A 23,839-nucleotide genomic window follows, 5' to 3' on the forward strand; every position below is an offset into this window, starting at 1 on the left:
ATCTCCTTACATCCTGAATACGCCAAAAGGCGTCTCTTCAATCGGGGCATTGAGGGCGGTAGATAAACCTAGTGCCAATACGCGACGGGTATCTTTGGGGTCAATAATCCCATCATCCCAGAGGCGAGCACTAGCATAATACGGGTGTCCTTGGTTTTCATATTGCTCACGTAGGGGGCGCTCAAATTCGGCTTGCTCTTCTGCACTCCAACTTTTACCTTGAGCCTCTAAGGTATCACTGCGTACTTGGCTCAATACTTTTGCGGCTTGCTCTCCACCCATGACTGAAATACGGGCATTCGGCCACATCCATAAAAATCGTGCCCCATAGGCTCGTCCACACATAGCATAGTTACCCGCTCCAAAACTCCCGCCAATAATCACGGTGAATTTAGGGACTTTGGCACAGGCTACTGCTGTCACCATTTTGGCACCGTCTTTAGCAATCCCACCCTGTTCGGCCTTCTTACCGACCATAAAACCGGTAATATTTTGTAAAAAAACCAGTGGGATTTTGCGCTGAGCGCACAGTTCGATGAAATGTGCTCCTTTGAGTGCTGACTCTGAAAACAAAATACCATTATTAGCTACTATCCCGACTGGATAGCCATGAATATGAGCAAAGCCACAGATCAGGGTACTACCATAGAGTTTTTTAAATTCATCAAACTCACTACCATCCACTAGGCGTGCAATCACCTCACGACTATCAAAGGGCTTACGGGCATCGGTAGGAATAAGGCCATATAACTCTGCTGATGAGTACAAGGGATCACGCGGCGGCTTTAGCGCTATAGTAGGCTTTTTGACCCGATTCAGATGAGTGACCATCTCACGCACCATAGAGAGTGCATGGGTATCATTTAAAGCATAATAATCAGCAACCCCTGAAATACGGGCATGGGTATCAGCACCCCCTAGCTCTTCGGCACTGACGACTTCCCCCGTTGCCGCGCGTACTAGCGGTGGGCCACCTAGAAAGATAGTCCCTTGCTCTTTGACAATAATGCTTTGATCACACATAGCAGGCACATAGGCACCTCCTGCCGTACAAGACCCCATCACGACCGCAATTTGTGGAATACCTAAAGCAGACATCGTGGCTTGATTATAAAAAATGCGCCCAAAGTGTTCTCGATCTGGAAAAACCTCATCTTGTAGGGGCAAAAAGGCCCCACCAGAATCGACCAAATAAATACAGGGTAAGTGATTTTCAAGGGCTATCGCTTGAGCACGTAAATGCTTTTTGACAGTCAAAGGGAAGTAAGTCCCACCTTTTACGGTGGCATCATTGGCTACCACCATACACTCTTGCCCACTTACACGGCCAATGCCGATAATAATACCCGCTGCGGGTACTTCATTATTGTATAAACCAAAAGCGGCGAATTGAGATAGTTCTAAAAACGGTGAGCCTTTATCGAGGAGTAGTTGGATACGTTCACGAGGTAATAACTTGCCGCGCTCTAGATGTTTTTGTCGCGCTTTTTCCCCGCCCCCTAAACTAAGCTGTGCAACCTTGGCATATAAATCATCTACCTGAGTTTGCATATGGGCGGCATTGAGACGGAATTCTTCGGAACGTGGATTCACTGTGCTGCTGAGTATAGCCATGATCTCCCCCCTTATAGTGTCACCCGTTAGTGGGTTTCATTAAATAACTCGCGCCCAATCAGCATACGCCGAATTTCGGAAGTCCCCGCACCTATTTCATAGAGCTTAGCATCACGCAATAGGCGTCCGGTCGGATAGTCATTCATATAACCATTTCCCCCCAGAATTTGAATGGCATCGAGCGCCATTTGAGTAGCCTTTTCAGCGGAATATAAGATCGCCCCTGCTGCATCTTTGCGGGTTGTTTCACCACGATCACAGGCTGCTCCGACTGCATACACATAGGCTTTGCAAGCATTGAGTGTGGTATACATATCCGCCAATTTGCCTTGAATGAGCTGAAACTCACCAATGCTTTGCCCAAACTGTTTACGCTCATGAATATAGGGAAGCACCACATCCATACAGGCTTGCATAATGCCTAAAGGCCCGCCCGCTAAAACGGCTCGCTCATAGTCAAGACCACTCATTAATACCGCTGCCCCGCGCCCCACTTGACCGAGTACATTGTCCTCAGGTACTTCAACATCCTCGAATACTAGCTCTCCCGTATTCGAGCCGCGCATGCCTAACTTGTCGAGCTTTTGTGCTACTGTAAAACCAAAGCTTTTTTCTACAATAAAGGCCGTCATACCCTTAGAGCCTGCTTGCGGATCGGTTTTGGCATACACCACAATGACATGCGCATCAGGGCCATTGGTAATCCACATTTTCGTGCCATTGAGGATATACTTATCCCCTCTTTTCTCAGCCCGCATCCGCATACTCACAACATCTGAACCCGCATTCGGCTCAGACATGGCTAAAGCACCAATATGCTCACCACTAATCAGTTTGGGTAGGTATTTTTGTTTTTGGGTTTCGGTGCCATGACGATTAATTTGATTCACGCAGAGATTAGAGTGTGCGCCATAGCTCAAACCGATGGACGCGGAGGCGCGGCTAATTTCTTCCATCGCCACAATATGAGCCAGATAACTCATACCACTGCCACCATACTCCTCAGGCGCAGTAATCCCTAATAAGCCCATTGCACCAAACTCAGGCCAAAGCTGATTAGGGAACTCATTCAAACGATCCACTTCTGCGGCAAGAGGGGCAATTTTAGCACTCGCAAAGTCACGTACTGCATCGCGCAATAGCTCTATCGTTCCCCCTAGAGCAAAGTTTAAAGTAGGATAATAACTCATGATTAACCTTCTCCTTCTCTAGCGTTACTAAGTACTTGAGCCAAAGTAATTGGGTATTTCTGGAGCAGTCTTGGCGGCATGAATGCCGCCTTGTAGCGTACAAGGATGTATTCACAGCGACTGCGTAAGAAATACCCAATTACTTTGATATACCTACTTACTATCATTTTTTTAGTTGAATTAAAAAGGTAGTTAGGCTGATTGATTTAACTATCAGTTAATCATCTTAGATTGCACTTACGTAAGCGTCAATTAAAATACAATCGCTAGGGTCGTTATTTATTGCATTTAAGTCTTTAGGTTAATGAAGTACCTGAAGAATCATCACCTTCTAGAATCTTTAAAGTAGCGGTTGCTCTATTATAAACACGCTCAATTTCAGCAATGGACATATCCACATCATAACGCTGTTGTTTCAGGGACTCTAAACGCTCGTCTAGTTTGGTCAATAAATATTTTAGCTGTTTGATCTCACCCGATTGATCATGTGGTAGATGAGCACCTAATTGATTAGAATCATAAAGATCAAATAGCTCTTTGGCCTCTGCAAGACTGATCCCAATACGCTTAGCTCGCAAAACTAAACGTAGGCGCACTCGATCTCGATCAGAATAAATACGTCGATTACCATCCCTTATGGGCGCTAATAAGCCGAGTTCTTCATATAACCGAATGGCTCGCGGAGTCACATCATATGTCTTAGCCAAATCCGAAATGGTATAGGTTTTTGGTTCCATGCTTGCACAACATCCGTGAATTTAACTAGGATGGTTAAACTAAATTTAAAAAATTTGACGCTTACGTTAACGTAAGATAATTTATAACAAACGATTGCATAGCGCAAATAGCACAGTTGACACTTGTTTAAACCACCTTCAACTTTTATATTTGCATACCTACCACCCAACGCTAGGGACAGCTGCTTACTATGTCGGTATTACCTACGGTTTTAGGTATTCACTCCCCACAAAATACCCTATCAAATATAAGACTTATCAAGGCATTAAGTGGGCTTGAATGCCCTATTGCACGAGTTACTGTATTAGGTGCTATGGAAACTGACTATCTGCGTGGTAAAATTAAAAATGAATCTATGTACTACTATGAGTATAAAAAATATGAGGGCAGTTTACCCACCGTTAGGGGTCATACTTTTACTAACCCTGTAGGGTTGGAAGCGTGTAAAACTGAATCGGCTTGCACCCATGATAGAGAAAAACAAAGTCAAATTAAACGTTTAGCTTATTCAGATTCTGCCTTAAATACTATTAAACAAGCGGTTATTGATAATCAAGAGATTTTTACGATGTTAGTCGCAGCAGCACTGCTCGCTAGGGCAACGTTCTCATGCCTTACACATCCTCAATGGTCAATAGCGTCGTAATATGTAGGAGCTAAACATGTCTATTAAAACTATCGGTGTTATTGGTTCGGGGACAATGGGTAATGGTATTGCTCAGGTGTTTGCTATGTATGGCTTTAAAGTAGTATTAAATGACCTCAATGAAACCATTATTAACCGAGGTCTAAAAACCATTGACACGGGCCTAGAGCGCCTTATTAAAAAAGAATCGATTACAACAGATCAAAAATCAAGCATATTAGCTAATATTAAGCCTACCACAGAATTAAAAGCCTTAGCTGATGTTGATATTGTGGTGGAGGCTGCTAGTGAGCGTTTGGAAATAAAAGCCGATTTATTCCGCCGTTTAGATAGTATTTGTAAACCCAGCACACTCTTGGCCTCTAATACCTCCTCTATTTCCTTAACACGTATTGCGCGTGAAACGAAGCGCCCCGATAAAGTAATCGGTATGCACTTTATGAATCCCGTTCCGATCATGAATTTGGTCGAGATTATTCGCGCTTTACAAACCAGTGAAATGACTTATCAAATCGTCACCGATTTAGCCAAAAGTATCGAAAAAACGCCTGTTACGGTGAATGATAGTGTGGGCTTTGTCTCTAATCGGATTTTAATGCCAATGATTAATGAGGCTATTTATACTTTATATGAAGGGGTGGCGACTGCTGAGGCCATTGATGAGATTATGAAACTAGGCATGGGTCATCCTATGGGGCCTTTAACACTGGCTGACTTAATCGGTTTAGATACTTGCCTAACGATTATGGAAATACTTCATGAGGGTTTTGGTCATGGTAAATATAATCCCTGCCCTTTACTGCGCCGTATGGTAGATGCCGGTTATCTAGGACGCAAAACAGGACGTGGTTTTTATGTCTATGAGCAGAAATAAGAGTAAGGGGTAGTATTTAACCCATCCTAATATCCATTTAGTTTGAGCAGATGTATTCTCCTAAGCGTCTAAGTCAAGTAACAGAAGTGATTGAAAAGGTAAAAATCATGAAACTTAAAACCTTTGCTGCTCTAGTAGCTCCCCTTGGCTTAGCCTTGTTTATGACGGGTTGTAACGATCCCTATCATGGCCCCGCCTATGCTAGTGTGACGGTCGCCACTCCGATCTATGGTCGTGGTCATCATCGTCCTTATTATGGCTATGGCCCGCGTTATTATAACCCGCGCTATGCCCGCCCCTTACCACCCCGTGGCGGCTGTTATGGTAAGGGCTGTCGCCCAATGCCACCCCGTCATTGGCGCTAACACAAAACTATAAGCTTAGAGACTCAATGGCTTATAGTTTGAGTTAACACTTCTGCCGCGCGGGTATTTAATGTGAGTACCTGCACGGCGGCATAAGCTCCGCTCGCCCTATCACGTTTAAAGCCTTTACGTATTAATGCAAAACCTAATTGTTCCCAAAACCGAATTAGCTCAGGTGTCGCAGCATAACTCACCCCCATATAATCCACTTGTTTTTGCCTTGCATAGTCAATTAAATAGCCCACTAAATACTGACCTAATCCCTGCCCCTGATATTGATCCAATACCGCAATACGCATAATGCGCTCACAGCTTAATTCAGCCGCTCGTGGAATTTTTGCATGCCAAGTTAAAGTTTGCGGCAACAAATGCCCTTGTGGTCGCCGTTTACCCTCTAATACCCACTGAGTCATTGCTGGGTCAAAACCACCTTCTCGTGATAATAAAGCTACTGCTAATACCTCATGATCCTGCATGAGAATATGTACTGAAACATTAGGTGCATCTAAGAGCTGGCGTAAATCAGAAGGGCGAGTTTGATAATGGGCGTTTACTAATAAAAGAAATATTTTTTGTAATAGTTGCTCATTATCTAATAACTCAGCTTGAGTCACGACTCGATAATATAAAGAGCGACTCTTATCATATGAAGCTTTATGCTCTTGTAAATTACTCTGCCCTAATAATAGTGAATTATTTAATAGTGCCTCTAAGTCATCATCACTAGCCCAGCGCACTGGCTGCTTCAGTGTAATCAATTGCCAATTTGCATGATGCTCTGCTAATCGTTTTTTAAATTTTAAAATAAAACCACGTCCACTGCCCTCATACCCTTGTACTGTCGTGGCATAAATGACTCGTGAATAGTGGTCGCACATTTGTAGTAAGAGCGGAATAGGAATACTCGCCGCCTCATCCACCATTAATACCTGACTAGGTGCTAAGGTTTGTAATAACTCATCTGGAGCTAAAAAATTGAGTGGGCTATTTTGTGTTTTATAATATTCTGTCTCTAAGGCTTGAATAGCACTTTTACGTGGGGCAGTAATTAAAACTTTTAACCCCTCACTAGTTAACTGAGCCGCTAATGCACCTAATACAGTGGATTTACCCCGCCCCCGATCAGCTAATATTAAACTAATCCCCTCGTGTGTTTTTAACTGCTTAAGTGCTTGCGTTTGATCCTGAGTGAATTGCCAGTTATTAATAACCATAGGGGCTGGATTTAATGGTGTAGGCAAAGGTGTACTTGTATCTAGCCAATTAATAGCAGCACAGGATTGCCAATAGGCTAGAAAACGCTGGATAAAACGCCCTTGTATAGGAGCTGTTTCAAATAGATAGGGAATAAAACGCTTATAGTCGGGGTCTGGAAAATTTGCCCACTCTTGCAAAGCGGGAGTGAGTACTATTAATACTCCACCACCACGAGTCGTACCCGCACTGAGGGCTAGCGCATTACTATCTAGTCCTTGATGGGCATCAAACACTAATGCATCTAAGGTTAGCCCTAAAACACTAGGCGCTTTGTGGATAGGTATCCATCTAATAGCCTTAGGATCATGAGTACTCAGTAAGTAGTGCGCGGTTTGTTGACACCAGTCATGTGTACCACTGAGCACCCAGATACGCCGCTGCATTTTACCCTAAACGGCATCCGCGCCTGCTTCACCCGTGCGAATACGAATAGCTTGATCCACGGGTAATACGAAAATTTTGCCATCTCCAATTTTGCTGGTCTGCGCAGCTTTTAAAATAGCATCAATCACTGCTTCAACTTTATCGTCGGTAGTCACAATTTCTAGTTTGATTTTTGGCAGAAAATCGACCACATACTCCGCTCCACGATAAAGCTCAGTATGGCCTTTTTGCCGTCCAAATCCTTTAACTTCAATGGCGGTCATCCCCGTGATCCCAATCTCGGTGAGTGCTTCACGTACATCATCGAGTTTAAAGGGCTTAATAATCGCTTGTATCAGTTTCATAGTCACTCCTCAATTAACTTTATCTTCTTTATACTAAAGGCAAATTACGTCGCCAACCTGAAGTCATGGGATAGCGCCAATCTTTACCAAAAGCTCGAACCGTAATCCGCACTCCGGGCGAGGCTTGGCGACGTTTATACTCATTCAATAACACTAAATTGACCACACGTCGAACAGTTTCGCGCTCAAACCCTGCGGCAACAATCGCCTCTAATGGCTCATTTAGCTCCATAAAGCGGCGTAAAATTTCATCTAATACATCATACGGCGGTAAAGAATCCTGATCTACCTGTCCGGGTGCTAATTCCGCAGAAGGGGGACGGGTAATCACCCGTTCGGGAATAATCGGTGTCGTGCCTAATGAATTGCGGTATTGCGCTAAACGATACACGAGGGTTTTATATACATCCTTTAAGGGGGAAAACGCCCCTGCCATATCGCCATATAGTGTGGCATACCCGACTGCTGTCTCGCTTTTATTACTAGTGGCTAATAATAAACTGCCGAATTTATTCGACATCGCCATTAACAATACCCCACGAATCCGCGCTTGTAGATTTTCCTCGGTCACATCCGCTTTTTTACCGGCAAACACAGGGGCAAGTGTGGCTTCAAAGGCTTTGAAAGTGTCTTCAATGGGTAAATTATGATATTCCACCCCCATGATTTGCGCTTGCTTAGCCGCATCTTCTTGACTCATAGCGGCGGTATAGCGAAAAGGCATCATAATGGCGGTCACATGTTCAGCCCCTAAGGCATCGGCGGCAATGGCGAGAGTTAATGCCGAATCAATCCCACCCGATAATCCTAATAAAACCTTTTTAAAGCCATTTTTACGCACATAATCCTGCACGCCCAGCACCAGAGCCTGATAAACCTGCTCCTCTACCGTATAAGGAAAGGGAGCCTCAGGTAAATCGGTGCGGGTAAACTCCCAATCAATGACCTCAAAATGGGGCTTGAGAATGGGCGCTTGATAAATCGTTTTGCCGCTAGGATCGGACAGCATAGAGGCACCATCAAATACCAGCTCATCTTGTCCGCCAACTAAATTGACATAGGCAAAGGGTAATTGAGTACGCTTAGCATGATTGATAAATAACTGCCGCCGCTCAAATTGCTTGTCATAACGAAAAGGTGAGGCATTTAGGCTTAAAATCACCTCAGCACCAGCTTGTTTTGCTTTATCAACAGGCTCATCGTGCCAAATATCTTCACAAATCAAAATACCCGCTTTAACACCGTCTATATCAATGACACAGGTCTCATCACCTTCAATAAACCAGCGCTTTTCATCAAAGACATGGTAATTAGGCAGTTTTTGCTTAAAGTATTCGTGGACAACCTCCCCCCCCTTTAACACACAGGCGGCATTCCGAATCTTGCCCTCACGCATTAAGGGTACACCTATAATCACCCAAAGCTCCGGCGCGATTTGTGCCAAAGCATGTACACTTTGCTCCATTTGCTGCATAAAATCGGGGCGCAACACTAAATCATCCTGTGCATAGCCTGCGAGGACTAATTCGGGTAACAGGAGTACTTGTGCTTGGGCGGCTTGGGCTTGCTGAATGGCTTCAGTGACGAGGGCGACATTGCCCTTAACATCGGCTACACAGACATTGAGCTGAGCAAGCGCAATACGTAGTTTAGGATTATTATTTTGCACGGTTCGATTCAGTAGTAGTATGAAGATCTTCAGACTATACCGGAATCTCCTTTAAACATCATGATAAGCCGTATCATTTTTATTATTGTTCTGCTGGCAGTTGGTTATCTATTGTTAAAATCATGGCAACGCAAGAAACTTATTCAAAAAAACACTCTGGATAAATCAGCTACTACTCAGCAAAAATCGCCACCTCAGCAGATGGTGCGCTGTACTTATTGTAGCTTGCATATTCCTGAGCCTGAGGCTGTTGCAGAGGGGGGCCGGTTCTTTTGTTGTCTGGAGCACGCACGTCTCATGAAGAGCCAGCAGTAGGTCATGAGCATATAGCACCTTTTTTTCTCCATGATGATCCGTGGAATTTACTACGTTTATATCATGTCTATCGTCTGGCGTTGGCAGGATTATTATTATTAACCGTCGTTACCGAACACAATGCCATTAAACTAGGCACCCATGATCCACACCTATTTTCGTGGCTGGCGGCAAGCTATTTGATTATTGCCATTATTAGCAATCTGAGCACTTACTTTGAATGGCCGGAGTTAGCCATTCAAGGCGTACTCTATGTGTTATTTGATATCGCTATTTTATTAGGTTTGCTCTATAGCAGTGGTGGGGTAAATGTTGGCTTAGGCGTGTTATTAGTCATTCCGGTACTCATTCCCTATATTTGTGTCCCCGGACATTACTCTATTTTGCTGGCGGCGATTACGGGCATTTGTTTAATCGGTATGGAGATTGTTTTAGCCTCTGATTTACATAAAAGTGATTCCTCCTCCTTGACACATAGTGGCATTTTGGCAGCCTTTATTTTATTAGCCAGTTGGTTGGGGAATCGCTGGATACGCAAGGCGAGTGAAATGGCCTCCCTAGCCCAACGCCGTGGGGTAGATTTGGCGAATCTCTCACAACTGAATCAGTCGATTTTAGATCGTCTTGAATCGGGTATTGTGGTGGTGGAGCATACCGGCGTGATTCGCCATATGAATGCAGCGGCTTGGGATTTATTAGGTAATCCGGGCAATTGGCGCAGTAAACCATTAGCCGTATTTGCACCAGAATTAAATCATCATCTGCAACATTGGCTCGAAAAAATCAGTCCCCGCCCAGCAAGTTTTGATATACGCCATCAACACACCACCGAATTACGCGCCCGCTTTACCCAAATGGGGAGTCAAGCACGACAAACCACGCTCATTAGTATTGAGGACACCAGCGAACAACGTGAAAAGCTACAAGGCGTTAAATTAGCATCTCTAGGTCAACTCACCGCGAGTATTGCCCATGAAATTCGCAATCCTTTAGGAGCAATTAGTCATGCTGCACAACTCATGGGTGAGTCTCCTCTCGATCTGGCGGATAAGCGTCTCTTACAAATTATTCAATCTAATGCTAAGCGCATGAATATTACCATTGAAAGTGTGCTGAACTTATCGCGCAAAAAACACCCTAAGCGGGAGCGCATCGCATTAAAGCCGTGGTTAAACGAATTTTTGCGGGATTTTTTAATTCAAAGCCAGTTGCAACGCGATCAAATTGCGCTTTTTATTGAGCCTGCGGATACCACTATTGAGTTTGACCCGGCACATCTGCATCAAGTGATGTGGAACCTATGCCGTAATGCCTTAAAGTATGCCCATGATACGCCTGCCAAATTACATTTAGATATACAAGGCGGTACACCGACTCATACACGGGATGTGATGTTAAATATTATTGATAATGGTCGCGGCATTCCTGAAGACTTGCGCCAACGCTTATTTGAACCTTTTTTTACCACTAGTACCAGAGGTACGGGATTAGGGTTGTTTATGTCGCGTGAATTGTGTTTAAGTAATGGTGCTAACTTGGAATATGTCGCCTTACCGACCGGAGGCAGTTGCTTTCGGATTGTTTTCTCCCGTGCGCATCGCTAATTGACGAATATTAAAATTATGACACCACAACGCGTACTCATTATTGATGACGAACCTGACATTCGTGAGTTACTCGAAATCACGCTATTACGGATGGGTTTGGATACGGTTACCGCAGGCAATGTCACTGAGGCACTAGAACACCTTAAGCAAACGCGCTTTGACCTCTGCCTCACCGATATGAAACTACCTGATGGCAGTGGCATTGATATTGTGCGCTTTATTCAAAAAGAGCAGCCACACTTGCCAGTTGCGGTGATTACTGCATTTGGTAGCATGGATACTGCGATTGAAGCATTAAAATCGGGGGCGTTCGACTTTGTCTCTAAACCCGTAAACTTGCCTAAACTGCGAGAGTTAATTCAAACCGCCCTGAAATTATCCGCTCAACAAAACACGTCCGAATCCATTACGCCGACTGCCGAAGTCGAGCCTGATACCGGTGAGCAAAGCCGCATTTTAGGGCGCTCTGAAGCTATGCAACAGCTCAAAGCCACCATTACCAAACTAGCCCGCAGCCAAGCACCCGTCTATATTCACGGCGAATCGGGCAGTGGTAAAGAGCTAGTCGCGCATCAAATCCACCTACAAAGCCCGCGCAAAGAGGCTCCTTTTGTTCCCGTCAACTGTGGTGCTATTCCTGAGAATCTGGTTGAAAGCGAATTCTTTGGGCATAAAAAAGGCAGCTTTACCGGAGCGATGACGGACAAAATTGGCCTCTTCCAAGCCGCGCATCAAGGCACACTCTTTCTCGATGAAGTAGCCGATTTACCCCTAACTATGCAGGTGAAATTACTACGGGCAATTCAAGAACGAGCGATAAAACCTGTCGGGGGTTTAGCTGAAATGCCGGTGGATGTACGTATTTTAAGTGCTACCCATAAAAGCCTTGAACATGAGGTAGCAGCCGGTCGCTTCCGGCAAGATTTATATTACCGTCTCAATGTCATTAAGCTTAAAGTGCCACCACTGCGTGAACGCGGGGATGATATTTTATTATTAGCTGATTATTTTTTACGAAAAATTGCGCAACGTTGGACTATGCCGCCGATTAAATTGGCAGCCTCTGCCCGTAAAGCCCTACAAAGTTATGACTTCCCCGGCAATGTGCGCGAGCTGGAAAATATCCTCGAACGGGCTTGTACTTTATGTGACAACAACACCATTGAACCGGAGGATTTACAACTACCACAAGCTATTCTGCCGAATCAAACCCATATCAGTGCTATCGCAGCGAGCTTAACTGCAAAACTTTCAAGCCATGAAGCGCTTTATGAGGATAATCAATCTCATACTACGGATATGGACTTAGACGAGAATGATGCTGATCCGAGTTTGCAATGGAATCCGGGCGGAAGCGAAGCCGATGAAAAGGCCATTATTCTAAAAGCATTAGATCAAACTCGTTGGAATCGCACGAAGGCAGCGGAATTATTAGGGATGAGTTTTAGGCAATTACGTTATCGCATTCAAAAGTATGATTTAGATGTTCGTTAAGGTTACGTTCTGACAAGGGTGACATAGAATTGTCATATAGTGACAAATGATTTTAATAAATAAAAACTAACCATTATAGGGGACTATTACAAATATAATATAAAACAACCATTTAGACTCTTCAAAAGAGTTGGCATGCTCTGTGCAATAGGGTAAATGTCTCTCAAAAATTTTAAGACTCTCAACAATAAATAATTCTAATTTGGGAATATAATGATGAAAAATGCACAAAAAGGTTTTACGTTAATCGAGTTAATGATTGTAGTTGCGATTATCGGTATTTTAGCAGCGATTGCTTTACCTGCTTACCAAGACTACACCAAACGCGCTCACGTATCAGAAGGCTTAAGCTTAGCAGGTGCCGCTAAGATGGCTGTTACTGAATATTATGCTGACAAAGGCTCTTGGCCTGCTGATAATGCTGCAGCCGGTTTAGCAGCAGACCCTGAAGATATTCATGGTAATGCTGTAACAAGTGTTGAGGTAGCAGATGGTATTATTACCATTACTTACAACCAAAAAATAACTGGTGATGAGACTAAGGTTGCAACCTTAATTCTTACCCCAACTGTCGATACAGATGTAACAAAGCAGGGTTCTATCACTTGGAGTTGTTCTGGTGATAAAAGTGGTGATCTTGATGTGAAATATCGCCCAGCTACTTGCCGTCCATAAGCTCTAGGCCTAGGCACTCAAAGGGGTTCTCAACTGAGAACCCTTTTTTATTTATTCAGCGTTCTAATGTGGCAATCTATCTAACAGCCAATTCTCAATCTTTAAACCCTCTACCCGTTCAAACTCCTGAGTATTATTAGTCACCAAGATCAAATCCAGAGCTAAAGCATGAGCCGCAATCCACATATCATTTCCACCGATAGGTAAACCTTGTTTTTCTAGGCGACTTCGTAACGTACCATAATGTTGAGCAACCTCAATCGACAAAGGTTGCACTGGCAAACGCTCACTCAGTAACCGCAAATTATGTAAGGCAGCTTCTGGCTGATTACTTTTTAATGCGCCATTGATCAACTCACCATAAGTAATCATAGAGATCACAATAGTGCCTTGTTTTAAGGTACGAAAACGTTCTGCAATCTGTGGAGGTCGCCTATTTTTTAAATAGATACACATATCCGTATCTAGTAAATAACACGCCTTCATTGTTCAAAATTCCGCTCTTGAGGAGGCACATCCTGTCGGCCTTCTGCCATAAAATCATCAGGAAAAGCGGCAAAAATATCCAACACATCACCTAAGGTATCTACTCGACGACGCAAAATAATTTCATCTCCTCGGCGAAAAATTTCTACCTCAGACTCCTCAAACTGAAATTCCTTAGGGATACGCACAGCTTGAGAATTACCGCTTTGAAATACACGAGTGATTAGCATAATCTCTCCTTTTTAAATATATACATTTAAGTATATACATTACAAAGTAAAATACAACTGCTACCTCACTAGCACTCTAACCATAAGCACACTAGACTGATTTGGCATATCATTCAGACCCAAGCAATATCCCTTCCCTTAGACTACATCCGAGCATTCAGGCAACTCTACTGTAGTGATAATAATAACCATATGGCTATCAAACCAACCGTATCCACCAGCACTAATTCGCCTAAACCGGCTATTCCGGGGTTTATTCGCCAACTGATTAAACTCAAAGCGACTACCGAAGAGCAAGCCCATGAGATAGTAAATACTGCACGCACTGAACATACCACCATTATGGCGCAGATGATTCGGATGCGGATTACCTCTCCTATTCTGCTTGCTAAAGCGGCTAGCCTTGAATACGGTTTAAGCTATGTCGATCTCGATGCGATTATTATTGCGCCCGATGTGATTAGCCTCATCAACGATGAGCAAAAGCAGCGCTTAAATCTCTTACCGCTCTATCGTATGGGGCAACGTTTATTCGTTGCTGTCGCCGATCCTGCTCATTTGCCGCATATGGATGATGTCAAATTCGCCACGGGTTTGACGCCTGATCCGGTATTCGTGGAATACAATAAGCTCAACTCCTATTTGCATCATAGTGAAAGCTTAGCCGCCGCTGCCGCTTCGGGGGATAATGCGATCATTGATACAGGGATGATGATCTCCAATGATGCGATTATTCAAAATATTGCCCTCGACACTCACGAATTACGCACCAAAAATGAAGGCGAAGAAGTCGAAATTGTCTCCTTTGTGGACAAGCTCCTCGTCCATGCCATCACCTCCAAAGTGTCCGATATTCATATCGAACCCTATGAAAAAACGCTGCGCATCCGCTTTCGCATTGATGGTATGTTGCAGGTTATCGCTACCCCGCCCATTGATATTGCCCATAAATTAGTCGCTCGCCTGAAAGTTATGGCACGGATGAATATTTCCGAGCGTCGCGTACCGCAGGACGGGCGTATTCGCATTACACTCAAAAGTGGCAAAGATATCGATTTTCGGGTGAATACCCTGCCCGTATTACATGGCGAAAAGGTGGTCATGAGGATTTTGGACTCATCAAACGCCACCCTTGGAGTAGATAAGCTCGGCTTTGATAACAAACAAAAAACGGACTTTATGAAAGCCTTGAGTAAACCCGATGGTATGATCCTAGTTACCGGCCCTACCGGAAGCGGTAAAACGGTCACGCTCTATACCGGCTTAGGCATTCTCAATACGCCCGAAAAAAATATCTCCACTGCGGAAGATCCGGCGGAGATTAATATGCCCGGTATTAATCAGGTCAATGTGAATCCTAAGGTAGGTTTAACCTTTGCCGATGCACTGCGCTCCTTCTTGCGTCAAGACCCTGACATCATCATGGTGGGGGAGATTCGGGATCTGGAGACGGCTGAAATTGCTATTAAAGCCGCCCAAACCGGACACTTAGTACTCTCGACCCTACACACCAATAGCGCCCCTGAAGCACTCACCCGCCTGATGAATATGGGGGTAGCACCGTTTAATATTGCCACCTCAGTGCATCTGATTATTGCCCAACGGCTCGCGCGGCGCTTATGCGATAAATGCAAACGTCCCCATGAACTCCCCCAAGACGTATTACTAGGCATGGGCTTTAAAGCAGAGGAGCTGAGTGTATTAAAGGTTTACAAAGCAGTCGGTTGTGATGCCTGCTCGAATGGCTATAAAGGGCGCGTAGGTATTTATCAGGTTATGCCGATTTCTCAATCAATGGCTCGGATCGTAATGGACGGCGGCAATTCCATGGATCTAGCAGCACAGGCACACAGCGAGGGCGTATTAGACCTACGCCAATCGGGACTCAATAAAATTCGCGCGGGCATGACTACTCTAGAAGAAATTGAACGGGTTACTAAAGACTAGTTCATGAAATCAATATAGTCCCGATCATCGATTCTAGAACACATTTTTACGGTCATTGTGTTAGGATACAACTTATTAATAAGAATAATAATGGCGACGTATGGCAACTCACACGAATCAAAAACTACCCGAACCGCGTGTCTTTGCTTGGGAAGGTACGAATAAAAATGGAGTTAAAATCAAGGGCGAAAGCCCTGCGCTGAATGCTAACCTGTTACGGGCTAATTTGCGTCGCCAAGGTATTAACCCTCTACGTATCTACAAAAAGCCCGTCCCGCTGATTCCACCTAGCATTAAATCACTCCATATCACTCAATTTGCTCGGCAAATGACGACGATGATGAGTTCGGGTGTACCTATGGTACAAGCGCTCGAAATGGTGGGGAATAGTGGCGATAATGTTGCTATGTCTAATTTAATCAAAAATATCAAACGCGATGTTGAGGGCGGATCTAGCTTTGGGGTCGCCTTAAGCCATCATCCTAAATATTTTGATTCTCTATTCGTAAATTTAGTCAAAGCCGGTGAGCAAGCAGGTACTTTAGAGACCATGCTAAATAAGGTAGCACTCTATAAAGAAAAAACAGAAAGCACCAAAGCTAAAGTCAAAAAAGCTTTAATGTACCCTATTATTGTTATTATAGCGGCTATTATTGTCACCGCGATTATGTTGATTTTTGTTATTCCACAGTTTAAAGATATTTTCGCGGGTTTTGGTGCAGAGTTACCTGCTTTTACTCTATGGGTAATTGGTTTATCGGAGTGGCTACAAGCGAATTGGTATTTCCCTCTGGGGGGGTTAATTATATTTGTGTATGGCTTTCTTGAAATGAAACGCCGCTCCCCTGCCTTCTCTGATAAAATAGATCATTTATTTTTAAAGTTCCCCATTGTAGGTAATATTCTTAATTTATCCGCTATTGCACGTTACTGTCGTACTTCGTCTACTATGTTTGCCGCCGGTGTCCCTGTAGTAGAGGCGATGGATGCAGTATCAGGTGCTACAGGTAATGCACTGTATCGCGATGCTACCTTAAGAATTAAAGATGATACCTCTAAAGGGGTGCAACTCAATACGGCAATGCAAACGGCTCAGGTCTTTCCGAGTTTAGTTTTGCAAATGACCAAAATTGGGGAAGAGTCAGGGCGTTTAGAAGAAATGCTCGGCAAAGCGGCTGACTATTATGAAGAGCAGGTTGATAATTTAGTAGACTCCTTAGCAAAACAAATTGAACCCCTTATTATGGCAGTATTAGGGGTATTAGTAGGCGGACTCATTATTGCTATGTACTTGCCTATTTTCCAATTAGGCTCCGTCATTTAATTAAAAATATTAGGGCTTCTGTATAAGGATTAGGATAGGGTATGGATTTTATTACTTTATTAAGTACTAATAGTGCTTGGCTATTAGTAACAGTAGGGCTATTTTCATTATTAATCGGTAGTTTTTTAAATGTGGTTATCTATCGCTTACCGATTATATTGGAACGACAATGGAAGCATGAATGTAAAGAGTTTTTAGGGGATAACAGTGATACGCTATATGACGCGCCTTTTAATTTAGTAGTACCCCGCTCACAATGCCCTAGTTGTGGTCATGCGATTAGTGCTTGGGAAAATATTCCGCTGATTAGCTATTTAGTTTTAAAAGGGCGCTGTATTAGTTGTAAAACGCCTATTTCTATTCAATACCCTATCATTGAAGCCATAACCGCCTTATTAGGTATTTTAGCCGCTTGGAAATTTGGCTACTCCATACAACTCATTGTTTTTCTTCCCTTTACTTGGGTATTAATCGCCTTATTTATGATTGATGCAAAAACTATGCTCTTACCCGACCATTTAACTTTACCCTTATTATGGGCGGGTATTTTAGTCAATTACTATGGGGTTTTTACCGATTTACACAGTAGCGTGATGGGAGCAATGATAGGCTATATATCGGTATGGAGTATTTTTTGGATTTTCAAACTCTTAACCGGTAAAGAAGGGATGGGCTATGGGGACTTTAAATTATTAGCGGCATTAGGCGCGTGGGGAGGCTGGGCCATTTTGCCTTTTGTCATTTTCAGCGCCTCTGCTTTTGGAGCTATTTTTGGCCTTGCTTGGATGCTGCTCAAACGCCAAGAGACTAGTACTCCTCTACCCTTTGGCCCTTGGTTGGTGGTAGCAGGCTGGGTTGCACTCTTTTGGCAACCCACCCTTACGACCTTGACTAGGAATTATTTTTTCCCTTAATAACCCTATAAATCGTTCCAGAACGGCAATGCACGTTCTGTGGAACCCGCCGGAGTGGGCTGTGCTAGTGGTCTATTAGGTGCCATAAAGCGTCTTACCGTTGCCTTAGGCGTCATCTGCGGCACTCTAACAAATTTGGGGGACACTCGCTTGACGTGCACGGTTGGCACTCTAACAAATTTGGGGGACACACGGGTTACTCGCACCGTTTGAGGATTAGGACGCGGTACAGGAGCTAAGCGGGATACTGGCTTAATAGGAGCAGGCATGAGATCAACGGTATCGGGTCTAGCTTGGCGTGCCTTAATGTAATTTGCCCATTTTGGTTTCATTTTTCCTAAATAAGCACTATTGGGTGGGGTAGCTTGGTAATAATCATCTAATACCGAAACGGCTCTTTCAGCGCTATAACTGGCACTACTCCAGCTCACTAAAACCAAACAAGCCGCTGCAATTACATGAGTAGATTTGAAGCTCATGATGTCATCCTTTTATTCAATTGCACAATACTAACCCCTTAATTGATAGCACACAGTCAGCCAAAACACACTCAATAAAGTCTATTTATTTAGCGAGTTAGCTAAAATTTTAGCAAAAAATGCCGGATTAGCTTATTACCCCTCCGCTAAATCCTGTTAAAATAGTCGCATAATTTATGCAGCCACGAGTCCATGATGGATAAACAAGATACTACCCATTTCGGGTTTCAACAGGTTCCCGTCACCGAGAAAGCTCAAAAAGTAGCCGGCGTATTTCATTCGGTTGCCGATAAATATGATGTGATGAATGATGTCATGTCCTTAGGCATTCATCGTTTATGGAAGCGTATTACCATCGATGAAGCCGGAGCACGTAAAGGGCAAAGGGTATTAGACTTAGCCGGAGGCACAGGAGATTTAGCGGCGAAGTTTGCGCAAATTGTAGGTGATACCGGCGAGGTTATACTCTCAGATATTAATGCTTCTATGCTGGCGAATGGTAAACGTCGCCTCATTGATATGGGTTTAGGGGGTAATATTCAATTCGTACAGGCTAATGCGGAATGCTTGCCCTTTGTGGATAATCACTTTGATATTATTACCATTGCCTTTGGTTTGCGTAATGTCACTGATAAAGACGCAGCCCTACGCTCTATGTTACGGGTACTAAAACCGGGTGGGCGCTTATTAGTATTAGAATTCTCTAAGCCAGTATTTCCCGGACTGGCTCCTATTTATGATCAGTATTCGTTTAAATTACTGCCGCTGATGGGTAAATTAATCGCCAATGATGCAGAGAGTTATCAATACTTAGCCGAATCGATTCGCATGCACCCTGATCAAGACACACTCAAAACCATGATGGAAGCAGCGGGCTTTGAGCGGGTCACTTATCGCAATATGACCGGAGGAATCGTCGCACTACATAAGGGCTTTAAGCTGTAGTTGTGAAGCAAACTCGCTATACTGTGACGCTTTGAGGCATTGAGAGCATTTTAAGGAGTAGCTATGGGCTTTCTAACAGGTAAACGGGTGTTAATTACAGGCATTGCCAGTGATCGTTCTATTGCATATGGCATTGCCCAAGCAATGCACCGCAAAGGGGCTGAATTAGCTTTTACCTATCAAAATGACAAACTAAAAAGTCGGGTCGAAAAAGTCGCGGAGGAATTAGGTTCTAGTATTGTCATTCCCTGCGATGTGGCAACGGATGAGCAAATTGCTGAAACCTTTACCCAACTTAAGCAACATTGGGATGGTTTAGATAGTGTGGTACATGCCATAGCCTTTGCCCCTAAAGAGCAATTAGAGGGCAGTATTGTCGACAATACCACTAAAGAAGGTTCAGCCTTAGCACATGATATTAGTGCTTACAGCTTCTTAGCCATGGCACGTTATGCCAAACCAATGATGGAAGGCCGTAATGGTTCACTCTTAGCCCTTACCTATTTAGGTGCAGTGGCGGCTATCCCTAATTACAATGTAATGGGTATGGCTAAAGCCAGTTTAGAGGCCGGAGTACGCTTTATGGCAGCCGATTTAGGCCCACAAGGGATTCGCGTCAATGCCATTTCAGCAGGCCCGATTCGTACCCTCGCTGCCTCAGGCATTACTGGTTTTCGTAAAATGCTCGATCATTTCGCCAAAAATGCGCCCCTACGCCGCAATGTGACTATTGAGGAAGTAGGCAATGTAGCAGCGTTTTTATGCTCTGATCTGGCCTCTGGTATTACCGGAGAAATCACCTATGTGGATGCTGGGTGGAATATTTTAGGTATGTCGGGGTTAGAAACAGCCTAATTCACCTATTAAAGGTGGGTATATATTACCCACCTTTAATATTAATGTAGCTAATCTAGTTATAAATCAATAACCTTATTTGTCTCATTTCGAGCCCTGATAATAGAACCATCCTCACGAAAGGTTGTATGACAAGATCGACAAATATAATGTTTTTGCTTGGAAAACCATTTGGTTAAGGTAGAACGCTGCCTTCTTGCCACGACTTTGCACTGACAGGATGGACAACTCAAAGACGTAGGGGCATCTGCCTTTATAGCTTTAGACTTGGACATAAACACACTCATTTGTTTGACAACACTCGATTAAATAGTTTAACACTTGATACATTAATAATCTTATTGAATGATCTGATCGTTTTAATCTGTTTAATTAATTAACTAATAAAACTTTAGATCGTGTAATTAAAGATTGCTAACTCCTCTGATCCTAGGTAATTTAATCGGGGTCAGATAATGACTTGATGATTGCATCCATGGATAAAGAAAAGAAAACCTTAAGCTTAAAACCAAAGTTAGCTTTAAATACTGATACCGATAGTGAAAGTACAGTAAAGCGCCCCAATAAACGACGTGTTATTCGTCGTGAAGATATTGTGGCGGAAAGACTAGCGACGGCTCGCCCCCCACGTAATGCCCCCCCTCGGAGGCCTGTTAAGAAACTAACCCCAGCGGAACAGCAAGCAGTAGATCTTACCGCCGAGCTTGCCGATAATTTCCCTATTTGGGAGCAACATAAGCCCTTGGCTATAGGTATTGAAGAAGCCTTACAACAGCACTTTGATCAGGTACAAATTCCTGTGTCTAAGCGCGTACTCCATCGTGTGCTGTGGCACCATACCCACCAAAAAGAGTACTTACAGCAGATATTAATTGAAAATCAGCGTTATAGCTTAGATGGTCAAGCAATGGGAGAGATTAAAGCCTCTGAAAAGGAACATGCTCAACGTACACTAGATGAAATTGCGCTAGCCCAAACCCCCAAAGCTCGCCGCCCAGGGCCTGCTAAACGCCCTAGTCCGCGTCCGCGTTACTAATAGCACCACAAGAGTCAGTGTCTAAATAATTCGCTCTTGTGGCACTTTAGCCCGAAAAACAGACTCTTGGTCTGGTAGTGCTCTCTTTTCCTAAGCTGCAACCTACACTTTAAGTACAGCATATTAAGTTATTGCGAGTACTTAGAGGGAGGTACATCATGCACATTAATAGATTGCCTAATACCACATTCACTGTGAATACCCCAGCTTTCAGACCCCGCTATTTCACACCTAACTACCCTGTGAATGCGAATATGGGCATTAATCAAAGCTATTTCACTCAGTTGATTCAACTACTACAAACCTTATTAGCGACCTTGCAAGGTACTAATCCTAATCAACCTACAACCCCAGTAACCCCAGAAACGGCACCTGCCTTGACAGTAAACCGAACTCAACAAGGTAATTTGCTAGAACTAATGGGCTATAGTCGTAATGCACCTTTTACGGTCACGATTAAAGATATGGATCAAAGTGGCGCTATTTCGCAAGGTGATATCGCAATTATCAAAGGAGGTTTCACTGGCGGAGAAATAACCCGGCGCACACTCAGTGCAGCGGATGTACAAGCTTTAAACCAAACATCCACCACCTCAGGCTCACAAACTCTACAGAGCAACCGAGCAAAGTGGAATGACTTAGCCAAGAGTGGTAACTATGATTTTACGGTCTCTAATAATGGCTTTATGATTAATGCCGGGCGTCCGATAAATATTAGTGTGCGCAATGGTGCCATCACGAATGCGGCCTATGCCGATACGGGTGAAGCAGCAGCCGATTATTCCCGCGTGACAATGAATGACTTATTTAAGACTATTCAAGATGCCTACGATGGTAATGCTGAACGGGTGAATGTCACCTATGACTCGAACACAGGTGCTCCCGCATCCATCTTCATTGATCGTAGCTCTATGATCGCGGATGAAGAAACTGCTTATACCGTTAGCAATATTAAAATCCTGCCGTAATTAGGCGCTAAAGCTTATAATAGAGATGAGAGCTAGATACTCTCACTCTATTTACAACCACATCAAACATTTAATAATAAATATTCCCGTTCCCATGAGCTAATCACTTGGAAAAAGGCGTTATACTCCATACGCTTAACCTTACAATACACCTCTACAAAACGCTCACCTAATAGCTCAACCACCGGCTCACAATTTTCCAAGGCTATTAAGGCATCCCGTAAATCTCGTGGTACACCAAACGGTAGATTATAAGCACTCGTTTCCATCGGTGCGGTGGGTTTTAATTCCTGACGCATACCCAATAAACCACAGGCAAATGAGGCCGCAAACATTAAATAGGGATTGACATCTGCGCCACTTAAACGGTTTTCCACCCGACGATTACTAGGATCAGAATGCGGTACACGTAAGCCCACCGTGCGATTATCATAACCCCACGCGGTATTAATAGGTGCGGCATTAAAACGGGCAATCCGTCGATAGCTATTCACATTAGGCGCTAAAATCGCCATGACGGCAGGTAAATACTTTTGTTGCCCGGCAATAAATTGCAAAAAGCGCTCACTCACTGAGCCATCTGGATTAGAAAAGATATTCAAGCCGGTCTGAGCATCCACAATACTTTGATGCACATGCATAGCGCTACCGGGTTCATTTTGCAGCGGTTTAGCCATAAAAGTCGCATACATATTATGGCGCAAGGCGGCTTCGCGCATAGTACGTTTAAAGACAAAAACCTGATCGGCTAAACTCAAAGGATCACCGTGGACAAAATTAAACTCCATTTGTCCCGCACCGGCTTCATGAATCAAGGTATCAATATCTAACTCTTGCGCCTCGCAATAGTCATAGACATCCTCAAACAAGGGGTCGAATTGATTCACTGCATCGATACTATAGGCTTGACGCCCAATCTCTTTGCGCCCTGACCGTCCAATTGGCGGCTCTAAGGGGTAATCAGGATCGGTGTTGATTTTGGTAATATAAAACTCGGCTTCTGGCGCAATAATGGGCTTTAAACCTAATAACTCATATTCTCGCAAAATACGTTTTAATACATTGCGCGGAGCTAAAGCACTGGGTGTACCATTGGACAAGGTACAATCATGAATCACTTGTGCGGTAGGCTGCGGTGCCCAAGGCAATAAACGCGCAGTAGAGGGGTCTGGAATTGCAATCATATCCACTTCTAAAGCATCATGACCATCATCCCCAATGGCCCAATCGCCTGTCACCGTCTGCATAAACATGGTTTCAGGCATACGCATGCCTTCGTCTTTGTAAAACTTTGCCGCCGGAATAATTTTACCGCGTGCATTGCCCGTAATATCAGGAATAAGACACTCTACCTCAGTTATTTGATGCTTATGCATCCACTTCTCTAACTCGCTGTTCATGTCCTACTCTCCTAAACATTTTGATATAAATTTGCTAGATACTGGACTGAGATTACTTTACCACTTGAACCTATTTATAAATA

24 protein-coding genes are annotated in these 23,839 nt (G+C 43.8%); 14 read left to right on the forward strand and 10 right to left on the reverse strand.

The annotated features are described in order from the left end of the window. Positions 1 to 6 precede the first annotated feature (6 nt). From A3IK_RS0100550 to A3IK_RS0100560, 3 genes are all read right to left on the reverse strand, one after another. Complete coding sequence (locus A3IK_RS0100550; RefSeq protein ID WP_020558003.1) at positions 7 to 1,614, reverse strand: carboxyl transferase domain-containing protein; 1,608 nt, start codon at positions 1,612 to 1,614, stop codon at positions 7 to 9. 26 nt (positions 1,615 to 1,640) lie between these two features. Further along, a complete protein-coding gene (locus A3IK_RS0100555) occupies positions 1,641 to 2,804 on the reverse strand; it encodes an isovaleryl-CoA dehydrogenase (RefSeq protein ID WP_020558004.1) in 1,164 nt (387 codons plus the stop codon). A 296-nt stretch (positions 2,805 to 3,100) separates the two neighbouring features. Then, the gene (locus tag A3IK_RS0100560) at positions 3,101 to 3,541 is read right to left on the reverse strand and encodes a MerR family transcriptional regulator (RefSeq protein WP_020558005.1); all 441 of its coding nucleotides are present in this window, start codon (positions 3,539 to 3,541) and stop codon (positions 3,101 to 3,103) included. Between the two features lie 191 nt (positions 3,542 to 3,732). Between A3IK_RS0100560 and A3IK_RS0100565 the strand changes: the two genes are divergently transcribed. From A3IK_RS0100565 to A3IK_RS0100575, 3 genes are all read left to right on the forward strand, one after another. Further along, complete coding sequence (locus A3IK_RS0100565; RefSeq protein ID WP_026220755.1) at positions 3,733 to 4,188, forward strand: hypothetical protein; 456 nt, start codon at positions 3,733 to 3,735, stop codon at positions 4,186 to 4,188. Between the two features lie 16 nt (positions 4,189 to 4,204). Beyond that, on the forward strand, positions 4,205 to 5,062 hold the full coding sequence (locus A3IK_RS0100570) for a 3-hydroxybutyryl-CoA dehydrogenase (RefSeq protein ID WP_020558006.1): 858 nt from the start codon (positions 4,205 to 4,207) through the stop codon (positions 5,060 to 5,062). A gap of 107 nt (positions 5,063 to 5,169) precedes the next feature. Next, positions 5,170 to 5,427 (forward strand): hypothetical protein, encoded by a 258-nt coding sequence (locus A3IK_RS0100575; RefSeq protein ID WP_040848415.1) that lies wholly within the window; start codon positions 5,170 to 5,172, stop codon positions 5,425 to 5,427. A 23-nt stretch (positions 5,428 to 5,450) separates the two neighbouring features. Here A3IK_RS0100575 and A3IK_RS18080 read toward each other — a convergent pair whose 3' ends face one another. From A3IK_RS18080 to A3IK_RS0100590, 3 genes are read right to left on the reverse strand one after another with little or no spacing between them, the layout of a single operon-like run. After that, a complete protein-coding gene (locus A3IK_RS18080; RefSeq protein ID WP_020558008.1) occupies positions 5,451 to 7,067 on the reverse strand; it encodes a GNAT family N-acetyltransferase in 1,617 nt (538 codons plus the stop codon). 6 nt (positions 7,068 to 7,073) lie between these two features. Continuing rightward, on the reverse strand, positions 7,074 to 7,412 hold the full coding sequence (locus A3IK_RS0100585) for a P-II family nitrogen regulator (protein WP_020558009.1): 339 nt from the start codon (positions 7,410 to 7,412) through the stop codon (positions 7,074 to 7,076). Positions 7,413 to 7,440: 28 nt separating this feature from the next. Then, on the reverse strand, positions 7,441 to 9,081 hold the full coding sequence (locus A3IK_RS0100590; RefSeq protein WP_020558010.1) for an NAD+ synthase: 1,641 nt from the start codon (positions 9,079 to 9,081) through the stop codon (positions 7,441 to 7,443). A gap of 60 nt (positions 9,082 to 9,141) precedes the next feature. On the opposite strand from A3IK_RS0100590, the gene A3IK_RS21870 reads away from it, so the two are divergent. From A3IK_RS21870 to A3IK_RS0100605, 4 genes are all read left to right on the forward strand, one after another. Beyond that, positions 9,142 to 9,396: a PP0621 family protein gene (locus A3IK_RS21870; RefSeq protein WP_425425397.1), complete on the forward strand. Its 255-nt coding sequence runs from the start codon at positions 9,142 to 9,144 to the stop codon at positions 9,394 to 9,396. After that, the gene (locus tag A3IK_RS0100595; protein WP_020558011.1) at positions 9,354 to 11,000 is read left to right on the forward strand and encodes a two-component system sensor histidine kinase NtrB; all 1,647 of its coding nucleotides are present in this window, start codon (positions 9,354 to 9,356) and stop codon (positions 10,998 to 11,000) included. Before A3IK_RS21870 ends, A3IK_RS0100595 begins: the two co-directional genes overlap by 43 nt. Before the next feature lie 18 nt (positions 11,001 to 11,018). Beyond that, positions 11,019 to 12,497, forward strand: coding sequence for a sigma-54-dependent transcriptional regulator (locus tag A3IK_RS0100600; RefSeq protein ID WP_026220756.1), 1,479 nt, complete (start codon positions 11,019 to 11,021; stop codon positions 12,495 to 12,497). A 216-nt stretch (positions 12,498 to 12,713) separates the two neighbouring features. Further along, on the forward strand, positions 12,714 to 13,172 hold the full coding sequence (locus A3IK_RS0100605) for a pilin (protein ID WP_020558013.1): 459 nt from the start codon (positions 12,714 to 12,716) through the stop codon (positions 13,170 to 13,172). A gap of 63 nt (positions 13,173 to 13,235) precedes the next feature. Here the strand turns inward: A3IK_RS0100605 and vapC are convergent, their stop codons facing one another. Then, positions 13,236 to 13,658 carry a type II toxin-antitoxin system tRNA(fMet)-specific endonuclease VapC gene (vapC, locus tag A3IK_RS0100610; RefSeq protein WP_020558014.1) on the reverse strand — a complete coding sequence of 141 codons (423 nt, stop codon included), beginning with the start codon at positions 13,656 to 13,658 and terminating at the stop codon, positions 13,236 to 13,238. Next, entirely contained in the window at positions 13,655 to 13,888 is a 234-nt protein-coding gene (locus A3IK_RS0100615) for an antitoxin (RefSeq protein ID WP_020558015.1), read from the reverse strand. The genes vapC and A3IK_RS0100615 overlap by 4 nt, the downstream gene beginning before the upstream one ends. Positions 13,889 to 14,080: 192 nt before the next feature. On the opposite strand from A3IK_RS0100615, the gene pilB reads away from it, so the two are divergent. The 3 genes from pilB to A3IK_RS0100630 all read left to right on the forward strand — a co-directional run bounded on the left by pilB (position 14,081) and on the right by A3IK_RS0100630 (position 18,073). Continuing rightward, positions 14,081 to 15,835: a type IV-A pilus assembly ATPase PilB gene (gene pilB / locus A3IK_RS0100620; protein WP_020558016.1), complete on the forward strand. Its 1,755-nt coding sequence runs from the start codon at positions 14,081 to 14,083 to the stop codon at positions 15,833 to 15,835. Between the two features lie 100 nt (positions 15,836 to 15,935). Beyond that, entirely contained in the window at positions 15,936 to 17,159 is a 1,224-nt protein-coding gene (locus A3IK_RS0100625; RefSeq protein ID WP_020558017.1) for a type II secretion system F family protein, read from the forward strand. A gap of 41 nt (positions 17,160 to 17,200) precedes the next feature. Next, complete coding sequence (locus A3IK_RS0100630) at positions 17,201 to 18,073, forward strand: prepilin peptidase (RefSeq protein ID WP_020558018.1); 873 nt, start codon at positions 17,201 to 17,203, stop codon at positions 18,071 to 18,073. Between the two features lie 5 nt (positions 18,074 to 18,078). Here the strand turns inward: A3IK_RS0100630 and A3IK_RS21230 are convergent, their stop codons facing one another. Next, positions 18,079 to 18,552 (reverse strand): hypothetical protein, encoded by a 474-nt coding sequence (locus A3IK_RS21230; RefSeq protein WP_020558019.1) that lies wholly within the window; start codon positions 18,550 to 18,552, stop codon positions 18,079 to 18,081. A gap of 195 nt (positions 18,553 to 18,747) precedes the next feature. Here A3IK_RS21230 and ubiE point away from each other — a divergent pair, with 195 nt between their 5' ends. From ubiE to A3IK_RS0100655, 4 genes are all read left to right on the forward strand, one after another. Further along, positions 18,748 to 19,497, forward strand: coding sequence for a bifunctional demethylmenaquinone methyltransferase/2-methoxy-6-polyprenyl-1,4-benzoquinol methylase UbiE (gene ubiE, locus A3IK_RS0100640; protein ID WP_020558020.1), 750 nt, complete (start codon positions 18,748 to 18,750; stop codon positions 19,495 to 19,497). Positions 19,498 to 19,560: 63 nt separating this feature from the next. After that, positions 19,561 to 20,352 (forward strand): enoyl-ACP reductase FabI, encoded by a 792-nt coding sequence (locus A3IK_RS0100645; RefSeq protein WP_020558021.1) that lies wholly within the window; start codon positions 19,561 to 19,563, stop codon positions 20,350 to 20,352. Positions 20,353 to 20,827: 475 nt separating this feature from the next. After that, positions 20,828 to 21,388, forward strand: coding sequence for a ProQ/FINO family protein (locus A3IK_RS0100650; protein ID WP_020558022.1), 561 nt, complete (start codon positions 20,828 to 20,830; stop codon positions 21,386 to 21,388). A 158-nt stretch (positions 21,389 to 21,546) separates the two neighbouring features. Next, positions 21,547 to 22,356 (forward strand): DUF6174 domain-containing protein, encoded by an 810-nt coding sequence (locus A3IK_RS0100655; protein WP_020558023.1) that lies wholly within the window; start codon positions 21,547 to 21,549, stop codon positions 22,354 to 22,356. Positions 22,357 to 22,418: 62 nt separating this feature from the next. On the opposite strand, the gene A3IK_RS0100660 is transcribed toward A3IK_RS0100655, so the two are convergent. Beyond that, a complete protein-coding gene (locus A3IK_RS0100660) occupies positions 22,419 to 23,756 on the reverse strand; it encodes a glutamine synthetase family protein (protein WP_020558024.1) in 1,338 nt (445 codons plus the stop codon). Positions 23,757 to 23,839 lie beyond the last annotated feature (83 nt).

Origin of the sequence: Thiofilum flexile DSM 14609 (assembly GCF_000380185.1) — a bacterium.
Lineage (GTDB): Bacteria > Pseudomonadota > Gammaproteobacteria > Thiotrichales > Thiotrichaceae > Thiofilum > Thiofilum flexile.

Coding starts and splice junctions, on each gene's coding strand:
- A3IK_RS0100550 (WP_020558003.1), bottom strand. CDS start 1,614: ATGGCTATACTCAGCAGCACAGTGAATCCACGTTCCGAAGAATTCCGT.
- A3IK_RS0100555 (WP_020558004.1), bottom strand. CDS start 2,804: ATGAGTTATTATCCTACTTTAAACTTTGCTCTAGGGGGAACGATAGAG.
- A3IK_RS0100560 (WP_020558005.1), bottom strand. CDS start 3,541: ATGGAACCAAAAACCTATACCATTTCGGATTTGGCTAAGACATATGAT.
- A3IK_RS0100565 (WP_026220755.1), top strand. CDS start 3,733: ATGTCGGTATTACCTACGGTTTTAGGTATTCACTCCCCACAAAATACC.
- A3IK_RS0100570 (WP_020558006.1), top strand. CDS start 4,205: ATGTCTATTAAAACTATCGGTGTTATTGGTTCGGGGACAATGGGTAAT.
- A3IK_RS0100575 (WP_040848415.1), top strand. CDS start 5,170: ATGAAACTTAAAACCTTTGCTGCTCTAGTAGCTCCCCTTGGCTTAGCC.
- A3IK_RS18080 (WP_020558008.1), bottom strand. CDS start 7,067: ATGCAGCGGCGTATCTGGGTGCTCAGTGGTACACATGACTGGTGTCAA.
- A3IK_RS0100585 (WP_020558009.1), bottom strand. CDS start 7,412: ATGAAACTGATACAAGCGATTATTAAGCCCTTTAAACTCGATGATGTA.
- A3IK_RS21870 (WP_425425397.1), top strand. CDS start 9,142: ATGATAAGCCGTATCATTTTTATTATTGTTCTGCTGGCAGTTGGTTAT.
- A3IK_RS0100600 (WP_026220756.1), top strand. CDS start 11,019: ATGACACCACAACGCGTACTCATTATTGATGACGAACCTGACATTCGT.
- A3IK_RS0100605 (WP_020558013.1), top strand. CDS start 12,714: ATGAAAAATGCACAAAAAGGTTTTACGTTAATCGAGTTAATGATTGTA.
- vapC (WP_020558014.1), bottom strand. CDS start 13,658: ATGAAGGCGTGTTATTTACTAGATACGGATATGTGTATCTATTTAAAA.
- A3IK_RS0100615 (WP_020558015.1), bottom strand. CDS start 13,888: ATGCTAATCACTCGTGTATTTCAAAGCGGTAATTCTCAAGCTGTGCGT.
- pilB (WP_020558016.1), top strand. CDS start 14,081: ATGGCTATCAAACCAACCGTATCCACCAGCACTAATTCGCCTAAACCG.
- A3IK_RS0100625 (WP_020558017.1), top strand. CDS start 15,936: ATGGCAACTCACACGAATCAAAAACTACCCGAACCGCGTGTCTTTGCT.
- A3IK_RS0100630 (WP_020558018.1), top strand. CDS start 17,201: ATGGATTTTATTACTTTATTAAGTACTAATAGTGCTTGGCTATTAGTA.
- A3IK_RS21230 (WP_020558019.1), bottom strand. CDS start 18,552: ATGAGCTTCAAATCTACTCATGTAATTGCAGCGGCTTGTTTGGTTTTA.
- ubiE (WP_020558020.1), top strand. CDS start 18,748: ATGGATAAACAAGATACTACCCATTTCGGGTTTCAACAGGTTCCCGTC.
- A3IK_RS0100645 (WP_020558021.1), top strand. CDS start 19,561: ATGGGCTTTCTAACAGGTAAACGGGTGTTAATTACAGGCATTGCCAGT.
- A3IK_RS0100650 (WP_020558022.1), top strand. CDS start 20,828: ATGGATAAAGAAAAGAAAACCTTAAGCTTAAAACCAAAGTTAGCTTTA.
- A3IK_RS0100655 (WP_020558023.1), top strand. CDS start 21,547: ATGCACATTAATAGATTGCCTAATACCACATTCACTGTGAATACCCCA.
- A3IK_RS0100660 (WP_020558024.1), bottom strand. CDS start 23,756: ATGAACAGCGAGTTAGAGAAGTGGATGCATAAGCATCAAATAACTGAG.